Origin of the sequence: Burkholderia sp. A2, from assembly GCF_001729305.1 — a bacterium.
GTDB lineage: Bacteria > Pseudomonadota > Gammaproteobacteria > Burkholderiales > Burkholderiaceae > Burkholderia > Burkholderia sola.
On the sequence record NZ_LZXX01000091.1, the window covers coordinates 227,831 to 240,330 of the forward strand.

Consider the following 12,500-nt stretch of genomic DNA (forward strand, 5'->3'; position numbering starts at 1 on the left):
AAGAAGGGCGCCGAAGCGCCCTTCTTCTGCATTCCCTGGCCGGGCTTACAGCGTGCGGCCGAATGCGTTGCGATGCGAATGATGCGTGGACGTCGACGCATGCGCGGTATGGCCATGCGCGTGCGTGTGACCACGGCCCGGCTGCGTGCCGGCGCGATCGGCGATCGTGTCGGAACGGTCGGCCGCGCGCGCGAGGCCTTTGTCGCGGTCGCCCGCGTGCATGCCGTTCGAGTTGCTCAGCGCCTGACCGCTCATGTGGCCGGCGGACATGCCGCCCGCGTTGCCGCCCGAGCCTCCTGCGCCATGGCCGCCCCCGTTGCCCCCGCCATTGCCGCCGGCCGCCGCATGGGCGGACACCGAGCCGAGCGCGAGCAGCGCGGCCGTCAGGACGGACAGATATCGTTGCTGTTTCATCTTGTACTCCCCGGAGCGCGTTGATGTGACTGCATTGTATGAAGGCGCGACATTCGCGCCGCACGACGTTGTAAATGATCGTAACGACGCGCGCGCGCCACGCATTCGTCGGATCAATCCGCGGTGTACGCGCACGCAGGAACGGTGGGAACGAAGCACCGGAGCGACGCCACGGCATCGCCCCGGTGACGAGGTCGCTTACTGCGCCGGCTGCATGCCCTGCGCGGCGGCCTTGTGCTGCGCGGCCTGTTCTTGCGCGTGCTTCTTTGCCATGTGATGGCCCACGATACAGCCGCCGACCGCGCCGACCACCGCGTGGTGCCCCGCATAGTGGCCGGCCACACCGCCGGCCACCGCGCCCTTCATGCAGCCCGCCGCGTGCGCGCTGCCGATCGTTGCGAGCGCAACGACAGTGGCGGCGGCACACAGCCTGATGTATCGCACGGGCATCATGTTTTCACTCTCCTCTTGCGACGATCAGATGGACCGCTTAATCCCAGCGGCCGCCACGCCAGCCACCGCGATCGCGCCACTCGTGCTCGCGCCATTCATGGCGGCGCCATTCGCGTTCGCGCCATTCGCGCTGACGCCAGCCGTCGCCGCGCCAACCGTAGTCGCGATAGCCGACCGGCGCGTACATCACCGGCGGAGGCGGCGCCACGTAGACGGGCGCCGGCGCCGTGTAGACGCCCGGCACGCCGATGCCGACCGACAGGTCGACGTGGGCCGACGCGACGCCCGAGGCTGCCAGCGCCGCTACACCGAGAACTGCACCGAGAATAAGTTTCTTGCTCATTTCGCGACTCCCTGCACGTGTCGTGCGTCATGTGACTACGGTTCGGAGTCTAGGCACCGGACGCTGACACAGGTGAAACGGGTATGCGAGACAGGTAACGGACGTTTACGGGTGCCCGCAAAGCCTGATGGAGCAAGGGAAAGGCGACGTTCCACACACCGTTGCAGCGATGCACAGGGTCGGTAAAAGGGAATTTTCGGCACGAAACCGGCGATCGGATCGAACTCGCCGGTGTGCACGGGGAGCGAACCGCCCTCGCCCTGCGGCGCGGGCGGCTCGCAACAGTGCGCATTACGCGCGGATATCGTCGACGCTGCGCAGCCAGTGCACGCTGAACAGGTTGTCCGCGTCGGTCCACACGGTATCGGGTGCGAACCCCGCGCGGCGTGCCATCGCGTGGAAGCCGTCGATCGTGAACTTGTGCGAGTTCTCCGTGTGGATCCGCTCGCCGGCTTCGAAGCGGAACGCGTGGCCGCGCACGTGCACGGTCTGCGCGACGTCGCTGACGAGATGCATCTCGATGCGCTGCCGCTCGCGGTCGTAGAACGCGCAGTGCGAGAACGCGTCGACGTCGAAATCCGCGCCGAGCTCCGCGTTCGCGCGCACCAGCAGGTTCAGGTTGAACTGCGCGGTCACGCCCTGCGCGTCGTTGTATGCGAGATGCAGCGTGCGCTCGTCCTTCACGAGATCGACACCCACCAGCAGGCCGCCGCCGCGCAGCAGCCGTGCGGCGTCACGCAGGAACGTGTCGGCCTCTTCCGGCGAGAAGTTGCCGATCGTCGAGCCGGGAAAGAAGCCGATGCGTCGCCGCGGCGTTTCGGTCAGCTCGGCCAGTTGCTCGGCCTTCGTGTAATCGGCCGCGAGCGGCGCGACGTCCAGCCACGGATAGGCCGCACGCAGCCGCGCGGCGGCGCCGTGCAGGTAATCGGCGGAGATGTCGACCGGCACGTAGCGCGCCGGCGCGTTCGCGTAATTGTCCGCGAACGCGTCGAGCAGCACGCGGATCTTTTCGAGCGAACCGGCGCCGAATTCGACGATGTCCGCATGCGGGCCGACGCGCCGCACGATCTCGGCCGCGCGATCGCGCAGGATGCCGAGCTCGGTGCGTGTCGGGTAGTACTCGGGCAGTTCGCAGATGCGGTCGAACAGCGCGGAGCCGGCCGCATCGTAGAAGTATTTCGGCGGGATGCTGCGCGGCGTGCGCGACAGTCCGTCGATCAGGTCGCGCTCGAACGCGCTCGGCCGCGAATCGCGGGCGGGTTGCAGGCCACCGCTCGTGGCCGTCAGGTCAGACGTCTCGCGCAAGTCGCACCCCCGTGAATTGCCAGCGTGCCGCCGGCGGAAAGAAATTGCGGTACGTCGGCCGTTCGTGCCCGGGCGGCGTCGCGATGCTGCTGCCGCGCAGGACCTGCTGGCCGACCATGAACTTGCCGTTGTATTCGGCGGCTACCCCGGCCAGCGGCCGAAAGCCCGGATACGGCTCGTAGGACGAACGCGTCCACTGCCACACGTGCCCGAGCATCTGCCGGATCCCGTCGGCCGCAAACGCGGTTTCCCATTCGAATTCGGTCGGCAGCCGCGCGCCGGCCCATTCCGCATACGCGGCCGCCTCGTAGAAGCTCACGTGACACACCGGTGCGTCGGGCGCCAGCGGTTCGACGCCGTGCAGGCCGAACGTGCGCCGCACGCGCGTGGCGGCCGCATCGTCGTCGTCCGGCATCCAGTACGCGGGGCCTTGCCACCCTTCCCGCTGCACGGTGGCCCAGCCGTCGGACAGCCAGAACTCGGGGCGCGTATAGCCGCCGTCGGCGACGAACGCCGCGAATTCCGCATTCGTCACGAGGCGGTTCGCGATCTCGTACGGCCGCACGAGCGCGGTGTGGCGCGGCCGTTCGTTGTCGAACGAGAACGCGTCGCCGTCGTGGCCGATCTCGACGAGGCCGCCGGGTTGAGGCAGCCAGCGCAGCGGGCCGGCGTCGCCCGCGGCGAGCGCGTCGCCGTCCGTCGCGTTATGCGGCCGGAACGCCGGCTTCAACGGGTTGCACGAGAACGCATGCAGCATGTCGGTGACGATCAGCTCCTGATGCTGCTGCTCGTGATGCAGGCCGAGCACGAGCTCGGGCGCGATCGCGTCGAGCAGCGCCGCATCGGCGCCGGCCAGCGTGCGCAGCATCGCGTCGTCGACGTATTGCCGGTACGCATGCACGTCGCCCAGCGACGGACGTGTAAGCAGCCCGCGCTGCGGCCGCGGATGGCGCGGGCCGAGCGCTTCGTAATAGGAATTGAAGAGGAACTGGAACGCGTCGTCGAACGGCGCGTAGCCGGGCACGCGGCGCATCAGCACGACGGTTTCGAAGAACCAGGTCGTATGCGCGAGATGCCATTTCGTCGGACTCGCGTCGGGCATCGACTGCACGGCCTGGTCTTCGGCGGACAGCGTCGCGGTCAACGCGACGCTATGGGCGCGCACGTCCTGGTAACGGCGCTGAAGCTGTGATGCAAGAAGGCTCATCGGTTTACCGTTCACGTCGCGATTCGCTGCGTTGCGTTGCCGGAAAAGGGAAAGCCTTGCGCTGGGATGCGCGCGGCTGACGGGCGATTTGCTGCTGCGTCGTCGGGCAGCCGGCGCGCGCGCCGGGCCGCTCATGCGGCTTCACTTCATCTGCCCGTGCAGAACAGTATGGTCCAGAAATGTGAACGTCGCGAATCGGATTTCGGATGAAACGAAGACGAAAGAAAAATGAAAGAATTCATGACGTCGGCACGCGTAAGTAATGAACCGTCGGCGCCCTTCGTAGCGGGGCTGGCCGACAAACGCAATACGCGTGCCCGCGGCCGCGCGCTACTGACGTCCGGTGACAGCCGCTCGGCATGCGTGAAAGGTCGATGGCGCGCATGCGCCGCAGGAGCGGCGTCAGGCGGCCGATTCGTCAGTCGATATCGCGACCTTCTTGGTGCGCCGCTCAACGGCTCCGTCCTTCGCTTGCCGTCGCTTTCTTCTCCAGCCGTAAAAAATTTTCTGCGTCGATGTCACACGCGCGGGGTGCTCGCTCGTCATATCGGCGGAACCCACACGAAAGGAGAAGCAACATGACTGCGAAACTCAATCCGTTTGCCGCCGCTCCCACGCTGATGAAGCAGTGGATGACCGTGTCGGTGGCCGCGGCCGGGAGCCTCGAGCCGACGCTGATCAAGCTGGTCAAGATCCGCGCGTCGCAGATCAACGCGTGCGCGAACTGCCTTAACATGCACACCGTCGAGGCGCGCGAGCAAGGCGAGACCGAGCAGCGCATCTACCTGCTGTCCGCGTGGCGCGAAGCGCCCTGCTACACCGACCGCGAGCGCGCGGCGCTGGGCTGGACCGAGGCGCTCACGCGGCTGTCGGAGGGCCACGCGGCGCACGAAGCGGCCTATGCGGCGCTGAACGACCATTTCAGCGAAGAGGAACAGGTGAAACTCACGGTGATGATCAACGTGATCAACGGCTGGAACCGGCTCGCCGTCGGCTTCGGGCTATGGGTCGACCCGGCCGACGCGAAGGCCGCCGCCGCGAAGATGGTGGCTTGATGCCGAGCCTCGACCCGGCCAGCGGCCGCGCCGACGAACGGGCCGACGCGGCGGCGAGCTTCGATCCGCTGCGTCGCACGCTGATCCGCGTCGCGTACCGGATGCTCGGCTCCGTCGCGGATGCCGAGGACATGGTGCAGGAGGCGTTCATCCGCTGGATGAACGTCGACCGCACCGAGGTGCGCGTGCCCGAGGCGTTCCTGCGCCGCATGGTGATGCGCATGTGCGTCGATCAACTGAAGTCCGCGCGACACCAGCGCGAAACCTATATCGGCCCGTGGTTGCCCGAGCCGGTCGTCGAGGAAGACGAACAGGACGATGTCACGCTGCCGCTGCTGCTCGCGCTCGAACGGCTGTCGCCGCTCGAACGCGCGGCGTTCCTGCTGCACGACGTGTTCGGCGTCGAATTCGACGAAGTGGCCACGACGATCCAGCGCGACCCGGCCGCATGCCGGCAGCTCGCCGCGCGGGCCCGCACGCACGTGCGCGAGGCGCGACCGCGTTTTCATGTCGAGAAGCAGCGCGGGATCGAACTCGCCGAAGCGTTCTTCGCGGCGTCACGCAGCGGCGACATGCGCGCGCTCGGCGCGATGCTCGCCGAGGACGTGAGCCTGCATTCGGACGGCGGCGGCAAGCGCACGGCGGCCGGCAAGCCGGTGTTCGGCTTCGAGCTGGTGATGCGGGTGCACGCATACCTGGCCGAGTTGTTCGGCACGCATGTGTCGAAGCTCGTGCGGGCCGGGTTCATCAACGGGTTGCCCGGTTTCGTCACGCTGGAAGCCGACGGTGAGCTGCAGACGACTGCGCTCGAGATCGACGACGGGAAGATCGTCGCGATCTATGTCGTGCGGAATCCTGACAAATTGAAGCATCTGCATTGAGGGCGGCGCGAGCATGCGCCGTATGCGATGTGGATGCATGGCGGCGGCGCCGTCCGCCCTCTTCGTTCTTCCCTGCGTGGCCGATCGCCGGCTATCGCGATCAGGACGTCGCGCCTCCGACGTTGCCGATCATGTACAGCAGTACGCCGAGCAGCGGTGTCGCGACGGCGAAACCGGCCGCCGCCAGCCAGTTCGTGCCGCCTTGCGCCTCGAGCAGCGCGAGAAACGATTCGCGAGACGTCGCGTGCGGGCGCAGTTTTTCGATCTGGCGTTCGACGTATCGCTTGTAGAGGCTGTTCCCGCACCAGCCGAGCGAGACCGCGATCCCGATGGTAATCGGGTCGAGCGTGCTCGATTCGAAGTATGTCGGGAAGTACAGCAACTCGACCAGCGTGATGCCCAGCGTGACGGCGAGCACGACGGCCGCCTGCCAGTACATGCATCGATACGCCATCCAGGCCGGGCCCAGGAAGCACGCGGCCCAGTTCCACGATTGCCGGCTCTTGCGCGAGTCGGCGATCGCCCATTTTCGTTCGTACCAGGCGGCCTTCGTGCCGACGTAAGCGGCAATTTCGTCGTTGCTCGCGGATGAAGCGGCGGTCGTGGCCTCGGACATGATCGTGTGCTCTCAGTTGCGCGGATTGCGCGTCGTTGTTTTGATGCGGTGGAAGTCGGGTGACGGGCGATGCCGCCGCGTCGATGCGCACACGATTCTACGCGCCGCGCAGCGGCAGCTGTGTGGCGAATCGGAGGTTGATGACGATGCGATGCCGGGCCGTGACTCGCGCAACGCATCGGGGCTTCATGCGTTGTTTCGGACCGAAAAAGAAAAACGCCACGCGAGGTTGCCGCGTGGCGTTTGTATGTTGGCGAGCCGCGTTGCCTGTAGGCAAGTTGTGCTGCCGGACCCCTTCATTTTGTTCGTTGGTAGGCTCGATTGGATTCGAACCAACGACCCCCACCATGTCAAGGTGGTGCTCTAACCAACTGAGCTACGAGCCTAAGAAGCCGCGAATTATAGAGAGGGTTTTGGGGGAGCACAAGCCCCTTCGTCAAAATTTTTCGAATCGGCGTGCGCGGTGGCTCGCGATCGACGTGGCCTGGCGATGCGGGCACGCTGAAGCTTCAGCTGTTCGCATCACAGGAAAACGCGTCGATGTGCTGTGGTGTTATCCACATTGCCCTCTGGATAACCGTTCGGGAACGCTCTGGATTCACAGTGGAACGATTGAGGATATGTCCGCGCGGCTGTGAATCGACGAAAAGTTGTTCTGTGCTGCCGGACGCTGTTCACGTCGCACACCCAGGGTTATGCATTTCGGTTCGCGTTGAAAATTCAGTGCGTTACGGAGGTTATCCACTGTGGGGCACAGGGTTTGTTAACTATCACTACGTATATATACGAACCCTGTTAACACCTTTGGATAAGCACAGTCCGTCGACTGTGATCCGTGCGGGATATGCACTGCGAGCAGCGCGCGGACAACGGAAGCGGGATGCTGTGAAGCGCTCGAGCGATACGTGAGCCTTCGTGTCTGTAGAATCGCCGGCACTGTGTTGCCGCTACACGGGCGAGCGATTCAACGTGAAGTTCGATTTCGGCTACGGGGGGTGTCGAACGTGTCGGGCAACTCTCCGACGAAGACATCGACGCGATCGTCGGATGGCTCGCCACGGTGAGCCGGATGAACTGACAGGCACAGGGACATGACCGATTCCTTGACTGCGCTGCAGCGCTGGTACGAATCTCACTGCGATGGCGTGTGGGAACACGTGCACGGCATCGAGATCGCCACGCTCGACGGCATGTCATCCGGCAAGGCGATCAATCGGGCGATCGAGGGACACGATGAAATCGAAGCAGGACGAGGGCGCCACAAGCGCTACCCGCAACCGGAGGCGCTAATGGAACCGCTCGTTTGCCATCGACACGGCTTCGATGACGCGAATCCGCTCGGGACGTCGATGAAGGATGTCGTCTTTCCGGAAACCGGCGAGATTCTCAGGGTCTGTCTGACCAGGTGACTTCGGAAGCGATGAAGGAACGCGCGGCCTTCATATGTGGATAACCGCGGCACAAAACGATGCGAAACGCTGTGCCGGCAAAAGGTGAGCGTTTGCACGGATGACAAGCTGGGCCCGGATCTCGGCGAATCATGACCTCGATAAGCCGCTCAGAATGTTTGGGCACGCGACTGGACGGAGAGAAGCACGCCTTGAGAACTGGGTGCATGCGAAACGTACATCGGGGTTCGTGCGCTTGCCGACATCGCGTATGTGGACAACCCGCACGCCCAACCAGTCGAATCGCTGTGCGTTGGACAGGTGAGCGCCATGCATTCGACCATGCGAATCAACTCGAACGCCGTGTGGATATCGACCAGCCAAGGCACTCGAAATCCTGTGCATTCAACGGGTGAGGGTACGGGAATTCGGTGAGGGCGTTCGCATGACCTCACGGGGCGTGGATATCGCGCTTCCATACAACTCGACGCCACGATTTCCCGGTGCTGTGCAGACACCGACTCGGCTGGCGTCGCGAGAGAAGGCGGCATAGGGCAGGACAAAGTCGCCCGGCGAGGATGATCGTTCGCTATGCTGCCGGTGACAACGCATCGATTCCATCATTCGATACACATGGGCACAACAGCACGGACCATTCTCAAAGCCATTCTGAGCATCCCCATTGCCTTTGGGCTCACCTATCCCCTTGTCTATCCCTCCGAAGACGGCGGCGTTCTCGGTGAAATAGCGGTGCTTGGGCCAATCGGAAGCATCGTCGTCATCGCGGTTTTCCTGGCTCTGGTCTATGCCTACGCGAGCGACCTCAGGACTATCCTGAAATCGGTCAGCCGGGGATCGCGTGTGGCCGAACCCAACAGCGTCTGGCTGATGTTCCTCTTGCCCTACAACTTCATCGAGGACTTCTTCATTATTTCCAACGTCGCGAAGTCCCTGGAAGCGGAGTCTCGTATCAATCCGGCGCTGTCGGGTTTGCGCTCGTTCGGCCGGATCAGCGGCATCGGGTGGTGTGCTGCCCAGGTTCTTTCGTTGATACCCAATATCATTGGCTCCATCGCCGGCGGCGTCGCGGTTTTCCTCTGGGTTTGGCACTGGGTGTTTGTGCGCCGAACGAACAAGATGCTTGCCGGCAGCCGGGTCTCCGTGGCGACTCTACCCGGACGGACAGGATCGTAGTTCGCCTTGGAAGCCAGATCGCTTACCCGTGATCGATGTGGAAATCCCGTTCAGCGACGACTCGAAACCCTGTGATTCCAAAGGTGAGGGCGTCGGCGCGGCCCGATGTGCATAACAGCCGGGGAAAGTCAGTCGAAACGCTGTGCATGCGAATGGTGAGCGGGCCCCGTTCAAGCCCGTCGGGCCGCCCCACAAAAGCCGCTGGCAGCTGCCACCAACCGCCAACCGGGCGCGCATCCTACCGCTTCAAGTCTGCTGATCGAGCGCCTGCACGACTGCCTTCTCGCCAAGACTCCCGGCCGGCCCGACCACCGCATAGTTGAGCCCATTTACCGACCCATACCGCGCGAGCAGCGCGCCATCCACGCGTTGCCCGTTCGGTAGCAGCCGATGTCCCGATTCCGCCGGCCGGAGATAGAAGCTCAGCGTCCGTCCCGCATCATCCTCATAGAGCACCATTGCAGCAGTCGCCCCGCTGTCCGTCGTGAACAGCCGCCCACCGACCGGCCTGAACCCCGCCGCGCTCAAATCCGGCAGCTTCGCCGATGCGCCCACGCCTTTGGTGAGCCACCCTTGCAAATCGCCCGCACCGGTCGGCCGGTAATCGACCTTGGCCGTCCGATCGACCACCATCATCTGATAAGCCTTGACCGCATCGCTCATCGGCGCGATGGGCGGCGCCGCGTTCCACCCGCGCGCCTGCCATCCGCCGAACGTCCCGAGCCCGACGCAGAACACGAACGAAGCCGCCATCGCGAACCGCATCCGCGCGCGCTCCGCCCGTCGGCCACGAATCGCGGCCGGATCCAGCGCGGGGTTGTCCGCCGGCATCCGCACGCTTTCCAGCGCGGCCCGCAGCCGCTGCGCGTCTTGCTGCCATTGCTTCACCTGTTCGGCGCGCGCCGGATGCAGCGCGAGATAGCGCTCGACCGCGGCACGCGCATCGTCGTCGAGCTGGCCGTCGACATAGGCCTGAAGGTCATGTTCATTCGGAGGCGTGTTCATTTCTTCATCAATCGGAGAGAAGGAGCAGGAAGTTCGCCGTCGCTGAGCTGGCGCAGCGCCTGGCGCGCACGGGAGAGCCGAGACATCACGGTGCCGATCGGCACCTCGAGCAGGTCGGCGACTTCCTGATAGGTGAAGCCCTCGACCGCGACGAGCAGCAGCAGGCTGCGCTGCTCGTCCGAGAGCCGGCCGAACGCTTCGAGCGTCGCGCGCGCCGCGAATTCGCGTTCGGCGGACGGCCAGTGCGCTTCGTCGTCGTCGCGGATGCGGCCGAGCAGCCACGCGTAGCGCTTCGCGCTGCGTTTGCCATCGAGAAATTGCCGGTACAGGATCGTGAAGAGCCAGCTGCGCAGCGACGCGTCGTCGCGACGGCTCGTCCAGCGCGACAGCGCGCGCTCGAGCGTCGACTGGACGAGATCGTCGGCCGCGTGGACGTCGCGCGCCAGCCAGAGCGCGAAGCGTCGCAGCCGGGGGATGAGTTCGCGCAATGCTTCGTCGTCGAGGGCGGTGGAGGGCATGGCCGGGCCGGTTGCCGAAAGGGTTGTAGATGCCGCGTAGGACGCCGGCCGGCATCGGTTATTCCCTCCAGCATACGAAAAAATTCTCCATGGAATAAAGCGGCGTGGGCGGCGTCCTACACGCGTTCGACAATGATCTGACGATCGGGAGTGCATTCATGAAGCAATCTTCTTCTTCGCCGCAGCGCGAGCCCGGGCGGGGCGGGTGGCGCTGGGCCGTGATCGGCGGCGCGGTGGCCGGCATGGCCGCGGCGTTCGGATATGCCGGCGGGTGGCTCGCGCCGGCGCGTCTGACCCCGCACCGGCTCGTCGACGCGCTGCAGACCAACAGCGGCATCCATCCCGGCTACCGGCGCAATCACGCGAAGGGTGTGTGTGTGACCGGCTACTTCGAAGGCAACGGCGCCGCGAGCGCGTATTCGGTCGCGCCGTTCTTCAAGGCGGTGCGTACGCCGGTGGTCGGGCGTTTCGCGTTGCCGGGCGGGAATCCTTATGCGCCGGACAGCAGCGTACCGATCCGCAGCCTCGCGTTGAAGCTCACCGCGCCGGACGGCGAGCAATGGCGGACCGGGATGAACGCGATGCCGGTGTTTCCGGTCGCGACGCCGCAGGCGTTCTACGAACAGACGCTCGCGACCCGGCCCGATCCGAAGACGGGCAAGCCCGATCCGGCGAAGGTGAAGGCGTTTTTCGGCGCACATCCGGAAGCGGGCGCGTTCCTGCAATGGGTGAAGGGTGCGAAGCCGAGCGCGAGCTACGTCACCGAAAGCTATTACGGGCTGAACGCGTTCTACTTCGTCGACGCGGCCGGCAAGCGTCAGGCGGTGCGGTGGCGCGTCGTGCCGGAGCAGACGGCGGGCGCCGGCGACGTCGCGACGGCCGCGGATCCGAACGTGCTGCAGCAGGACGTGACGCAGCGCATCGCGGCCGGCCCGCAGAAGTGGAAGCTGCTGGTCACGCTGGCGGAGCCCGGCGACCCGGTGGACGACGCGACGAAGGTCTGGCCCGCGCAGCGCACGACGATCGATGCGGGCACGCTCGTGCTCGATCGCGTGGAGGCGCAGGACAGCGGCCCGTGCCGCGACGTGAACTACGACCCGACGGTGCTGCCGCAGGGGATTCAGGTGTCGGGCGATCCGTTGCTGGCCGCGCGTTCGGCCGCGTATGCGGATTCGTATCTGCGGCGCACGAGTGAAGAGGCCGGCGTGGCAGGCGTGGCGCGAGTGAGTGGGGAGGGACGGTGATGAAGGCTTCGACGACGTTTAGTTTGCCGGCGCGGGTGCTGCACTGGGTGATGGCCGCGATGATTCTCGCGATGCTGTTCATCGGGGTGGGGATGGTGGCGTCGGTTTCCGGGCGGCACGAGATCCTGGTGGCGATTCACAAGCCGCTGGGCGTGGCCGTACTTGTGCTGGTGTGTGTGCGGATCGTGGTGCGGATGCTGTCGAAGCCGCCGGCGTTGCCCGACGATCTGCCGTGGTGGCAGAAGGTGGCCGCGCACGGGTCGCATCTGGTGCTGTATGCGCTGATGGTGGCGATGCCGCTGATCGGCTGGGCGATGCTGTCGGCGGGCGGGTATCCGGTGACGCTGGGCGGCGGCGTACAACTGCCGGCGCTGGTGGCGGCTGATCCGGTGACGTTCGCCTGGCTTCGGGTTGCGCATCGCGTGCTGGCCTATCTCTTCTTCCTGACGTTCCTCGCGCACTTTGCCGCGGCGCTGTATCACGGGCTGATTCGGCGGGACGGCGTGGTGAGGGCGATGGTGGGGCGGTAATCGACGGACGGTTGTGTTCGATACGGCGGGGCAGTTCACGGGCGACCGAGGCTGCGCCTGCCGTGTCGCCTATATATGGGCGACAGGAAGTGCTCAACGGTCCCCGCCATAGCACGTCAAAAATATTTCACAAAAGGGGTTGCGGAGACCGGGGCGGATGCATAGAATCACGCCTCTTTCGCGCTAACGGAAACGCAGCGCGGGGGAAGAAGAGGGAAGCGGTGCTGTTGAAGTCGGTTTAATCGATTCCAGTGCACGCGAAATTAAACCGCAGTCGTCGCAACGAAGTAGTTAAAAAAGTTGTTGACGAGTCTCAAAAAACGGTTGATAATCTCGCTTCTCTGCTG

14 protein-coding genes and 1 tRNA gene are annotated in these 12,500 nt (G+C 65.1%); 6 read left to right on the forward strand and 9 right to left on the reverse strand.

The genetic code is table 11. The features are described from left to right. Positions 1–45: 45 nt before the first annotated feature. The 5 genes from A9Z05_RS15360 to egtB all read right to left on the reverse strand — a co-directional run bounded on the left by A9Z05_RS15360 (position 46) and on the right by egtB (position 3,722). Positions 46–414, reverse strand: a complete 369-nt coding sequence (locus tag A9Z05_RS15360; RefSeq protein ID WP_069618821.1) for a hypothetical protein — start codon at positions 412–414, stop codon at positions 46–48. A 198-nt stretch (positions 415–612) separates the two neighbouring features. Beyond that, a complete protein-coding gene (locus tag A9Z05_RS15365) occupies positions 613–867 on the reverse strand; it encodes a hypothetical protein (protein ID WP_069618822.1) in 255 nt (84 codons plus the stop codon). A 37-nt stretch (positions 868–904) separates the two neighbouring features. Next, on the reverse strand, positions 905–1,210 hold the full coding sequence (locus A9Z05_RS15370) for a hypothetical protein (protein ID WP_069618823.1): 306 nt from the start codon (positions 1,208–1,210) through the stop codon (positions 905–907). Between the two features lie 291 nt (positions 1,211–1,501). Continuing rightward, entirely contained in the window at positions 1,502–2,515 is a 1,014-nt protein-coding gene (egtD, locus tag A9Z05_RS15375) for an L-histidine N(alpha)-methyltransferase (RefSeq protein WP_069618824.1), read from the reverse strand. Continuing rightward, the gene (egtB, locus tag A9Z05_RS15380) at positions 2,499–3,722 is read right to left on the reverse strand and encodes an ergothioneine biosynthesis protein EgtB (protein WP_069618825.1); all 1,224 of its coding nucleotides are present in this window, start codon (positions 3,720–3,722) and stop codon (positions 2,499–2,501) included. The genes egtD and egtB overlap by 17 nt, the downstream gene beginning before the upstream one ends. Before the next feature lie 578 nt (positions 3,723–4,300). Between egtB and A9Z05_RS15385 the strand changes: the two genes are divergently transcribed. Both A9Z05_RS15385 and A9Z05_RS15390 read left to right on the forward strand, forming a co-directional pair. Beyond that, positions 4,301–4,777, forward strand: coding sequence for a carboxymuconolactone decarboxylase family protein (locus tag A9Z05_RS15385; protein ID WP_069618826.1), 477 nt, complete (start codon positions 4,301–4,303; stop codon positions 4,775–4,777). Continuing rightward, positions 4,777–5,658: a sigma-70 family RNA polymerase sigma factor gene (locus A9Z05_RS15390; RefSeq protein WP_069618827.1), complete on the forward strand. Its 882-nt coding sequence runs from the start codon at positions 4,777–4,779 to the stop codon at positions 5,656–5,658. Before A9Z05_RS15385 ends, A9Z05_RS15390 begins: the two co-directional genes overlap by 1 nt. A 100-nt stretch (positions 5,659–5,758) precedes the next feature. On the opposite strand, the gene A9Z05_RS15395 is transcribed toward A9Z05_RS15390, so the two are convergent. Together A9Z05_RS15395 and A9Z05_RS15400 are read right to left on the reverse strand one after the other, a co-directional pair. Next, on the reverse strand, positions 5,759–6,274 hold the full coding sequence (locus A9Z05_RS15395; protein ID WP_069618828.1) for a DUF2628 domain-containing protein: 516 nt from the start codon (positions 6,272–6,274) through the stop codon (positions 5,759–5,761). Positions 6,275–6,583: 309 nt separating this feature from the next. After that, positions 6,584–6,660: transfer RNA gene (locus A9Z05_RS15400), tRNA-Val, on the reverse strand. Between the two features lie 705 nt (positions 6,661–7,365). On the opposite strand from A9Z05_RS15400, the gene A9Z05_RS15405 reads away from it, so the two are divergent. Beyond that, entirely contained in the window at positions 7,366–7,683 is a 318-nt protein-coding gene (locus tag A9Z05_RS15405; RefSeq protein WP_069618829.1) for an Imm53 family immunity protein, read from the forward strand. 570 nt (positions 7,684–8,253) lie between these two features. Then, positions 8,254–8,856 (forward strand): hypothetical protein, encoded by a 603-nt coding sequence (locus A9Z05_RS15410; protein ID WP_069618830.1) that lies wholly within the window; start codon positions 8,254–8,256, stop codon positions 8,854–8,856. A 246-nt stretch (positions 8,857–9,102) separates the two neighbouring features. Here the strand turns inward: A9Z05_RS15410 and A9Z05_RS15415 are convergent, their stop codons facing one another. Both A9Z05_RS15415 and A9Z05_RS15420 read right to left on the reverse strand, forming a co-directional pair. Next, positions 9,103–9,861 carry an anti-sigma factor gene (locus A9Z05_RS15415; RefSeq protein WP_069618831.1) on the reverse strand — a complete coding sequence of 253 codons (759 nt, stop codon included), beginning with the start codon at positions 9,859–9,861 and terminating at the stop codon, positions 9,103–9,105. After that, the gene (locus A9Z05_RS15420; RefSeq protein ID WP_006477208.1) at positions 9,858–10,379 is read right to left on the reverse strand and encodes a sigma-70 family RNA polymerase sigma factor; all 522 of its coding nucleotides are present in this window, start codon (positions 10,377–10,379) and stop codon (positions 9,858–9,860) included. The genes A9Z05_RS15415 and A9Z05_RS15420 overlap by 4 nt, the downstream gene beginning before the upstream one ends. Positions 10,380–10,537: 158 nt before the next feature. On the opposite strand from A9Z05_RS15420, the gene A9Z05_RS15425 reads away from it, so the two are divergent. Further along, entirely contained in the window at positions 10,538–11,623 is a 1,086-nt protein-coding gene (locus tag A9Z05_RS15425; protein WP_069618846.1) for a catalase family peroxidase, read from the forward strand. Then, positions 11,623–12,153 (forward strand): cytochrome b, encoded by a 531-nt coding sequence (locus A9Z05_RS15430; RefSeq protein WP_176730210.1) that lies wholly within the window; start codon positions 11,623–11,625, stop codon positions 12,151–12,153. Before A9Z05_RS15425 ends, A9Z05_RS15430 begins: the two co-directional genes overlap by 1 nt. The last annotated feature ends 347 nt before the right edge of the window (positions 12,154–12,500 follow it).

Excerpts from the sequence above, each read along its gene's own strand:
- A9Z05_RS15360 (WP_069618821.1), bottom strand. The coding sequence starts at position 414 with ATGAAACAGCAACGATATCTGTCCGTCCTGACGGCCGCGCTGCTCGCG.
- A9Z05_RS15365 (WP_069618822.1), bottom strand. The coding sequence starts at position 867 with ATGATGCCCGTGCGATACATCAGGCTGTGTGCCGCCGCCACTGTCGTT.
- A9Z05_RS15370 (WP_069618823.1), bottom strand. The coding sequence starts at position 1,210 with ATGAGCAAGAAACTTATTCTCGGTGCAGTTCTCGGTGTAGCGGCGCTG.
- egtB (WP_069618825.1), bottom strand. The coding sequence starts at position 3,722 with ATGAGCCTTCTTGCATCACAGCTTCAGCGCCGTTACCAGGACGTGCGC.
- A9Z05_RS15385 (WP_069618826.1), top strand. The coding sequence starts at position 4,301 with ATGACTGCGAAACTCAATCCGTTTGCCGCCGCTCCCACGCTGATGAAG.
- A9Z05_RS15390 (WP_069618827.1), top strand. The coding sequence starts at position 4,777 with ATGCCGAGCCTCGACCCGGCCAGCGGCCGCGCCGACGAACGGGCCGAC.
- A9Z05_RS15395 (WP_069618828.1), bottom strand. The coding sequence starts at position 6,274 with ATGTCCGAGGCCACGACCGCCGCTTCATCCGCGAGCAACGACGAAATT.
- A9Z05_RS15405 (WP_069618829.1), top strand. The coding sequence starts at position 7,366 with ATGACCGATTCCTTGACTGCGCTGCAGCGCTGGTACGAATCTCACTGC.
- A9Z05_RS15410 (WP_069618830.1), top strand. The coding sequence starts at position 8,254 with ATGCTGCCGGTGACAACGCATCGATTCCATCATTCGATACACATGGGC.
- A9Z05_RS15415 (WP_069618831.1), bottom strand. The coding sequence starts at position 9,861 with ATGAACACGCCTCCGAATGAACATGACCTTCAGGCCTATGTCGACGGC.
- A9Z05_RS15420 (WP_006477208.1), bottom strand. The coding sequence starts at position 10,379 with ATGCCCTCCACCGCCCTCGACGACGAAGCATTGCGCGAACTCATCCCC.
- A9Z05_RS15425 (WP_069618846.1), top strand. The coding sequence starts at position 10,538 with ATGAAGCAATCTTCTTCTTCGCCGCAGCGCGAGCCCGGGCGGGGCGGG.
- A9Z05_RS15430 (WP_176730210.1), top strand. The coding sequence starts at position 11,623 with ATGAAGGCTTCGACGACGTTTAGTTTGCCGGCGCGGGTGCTGCACTGG.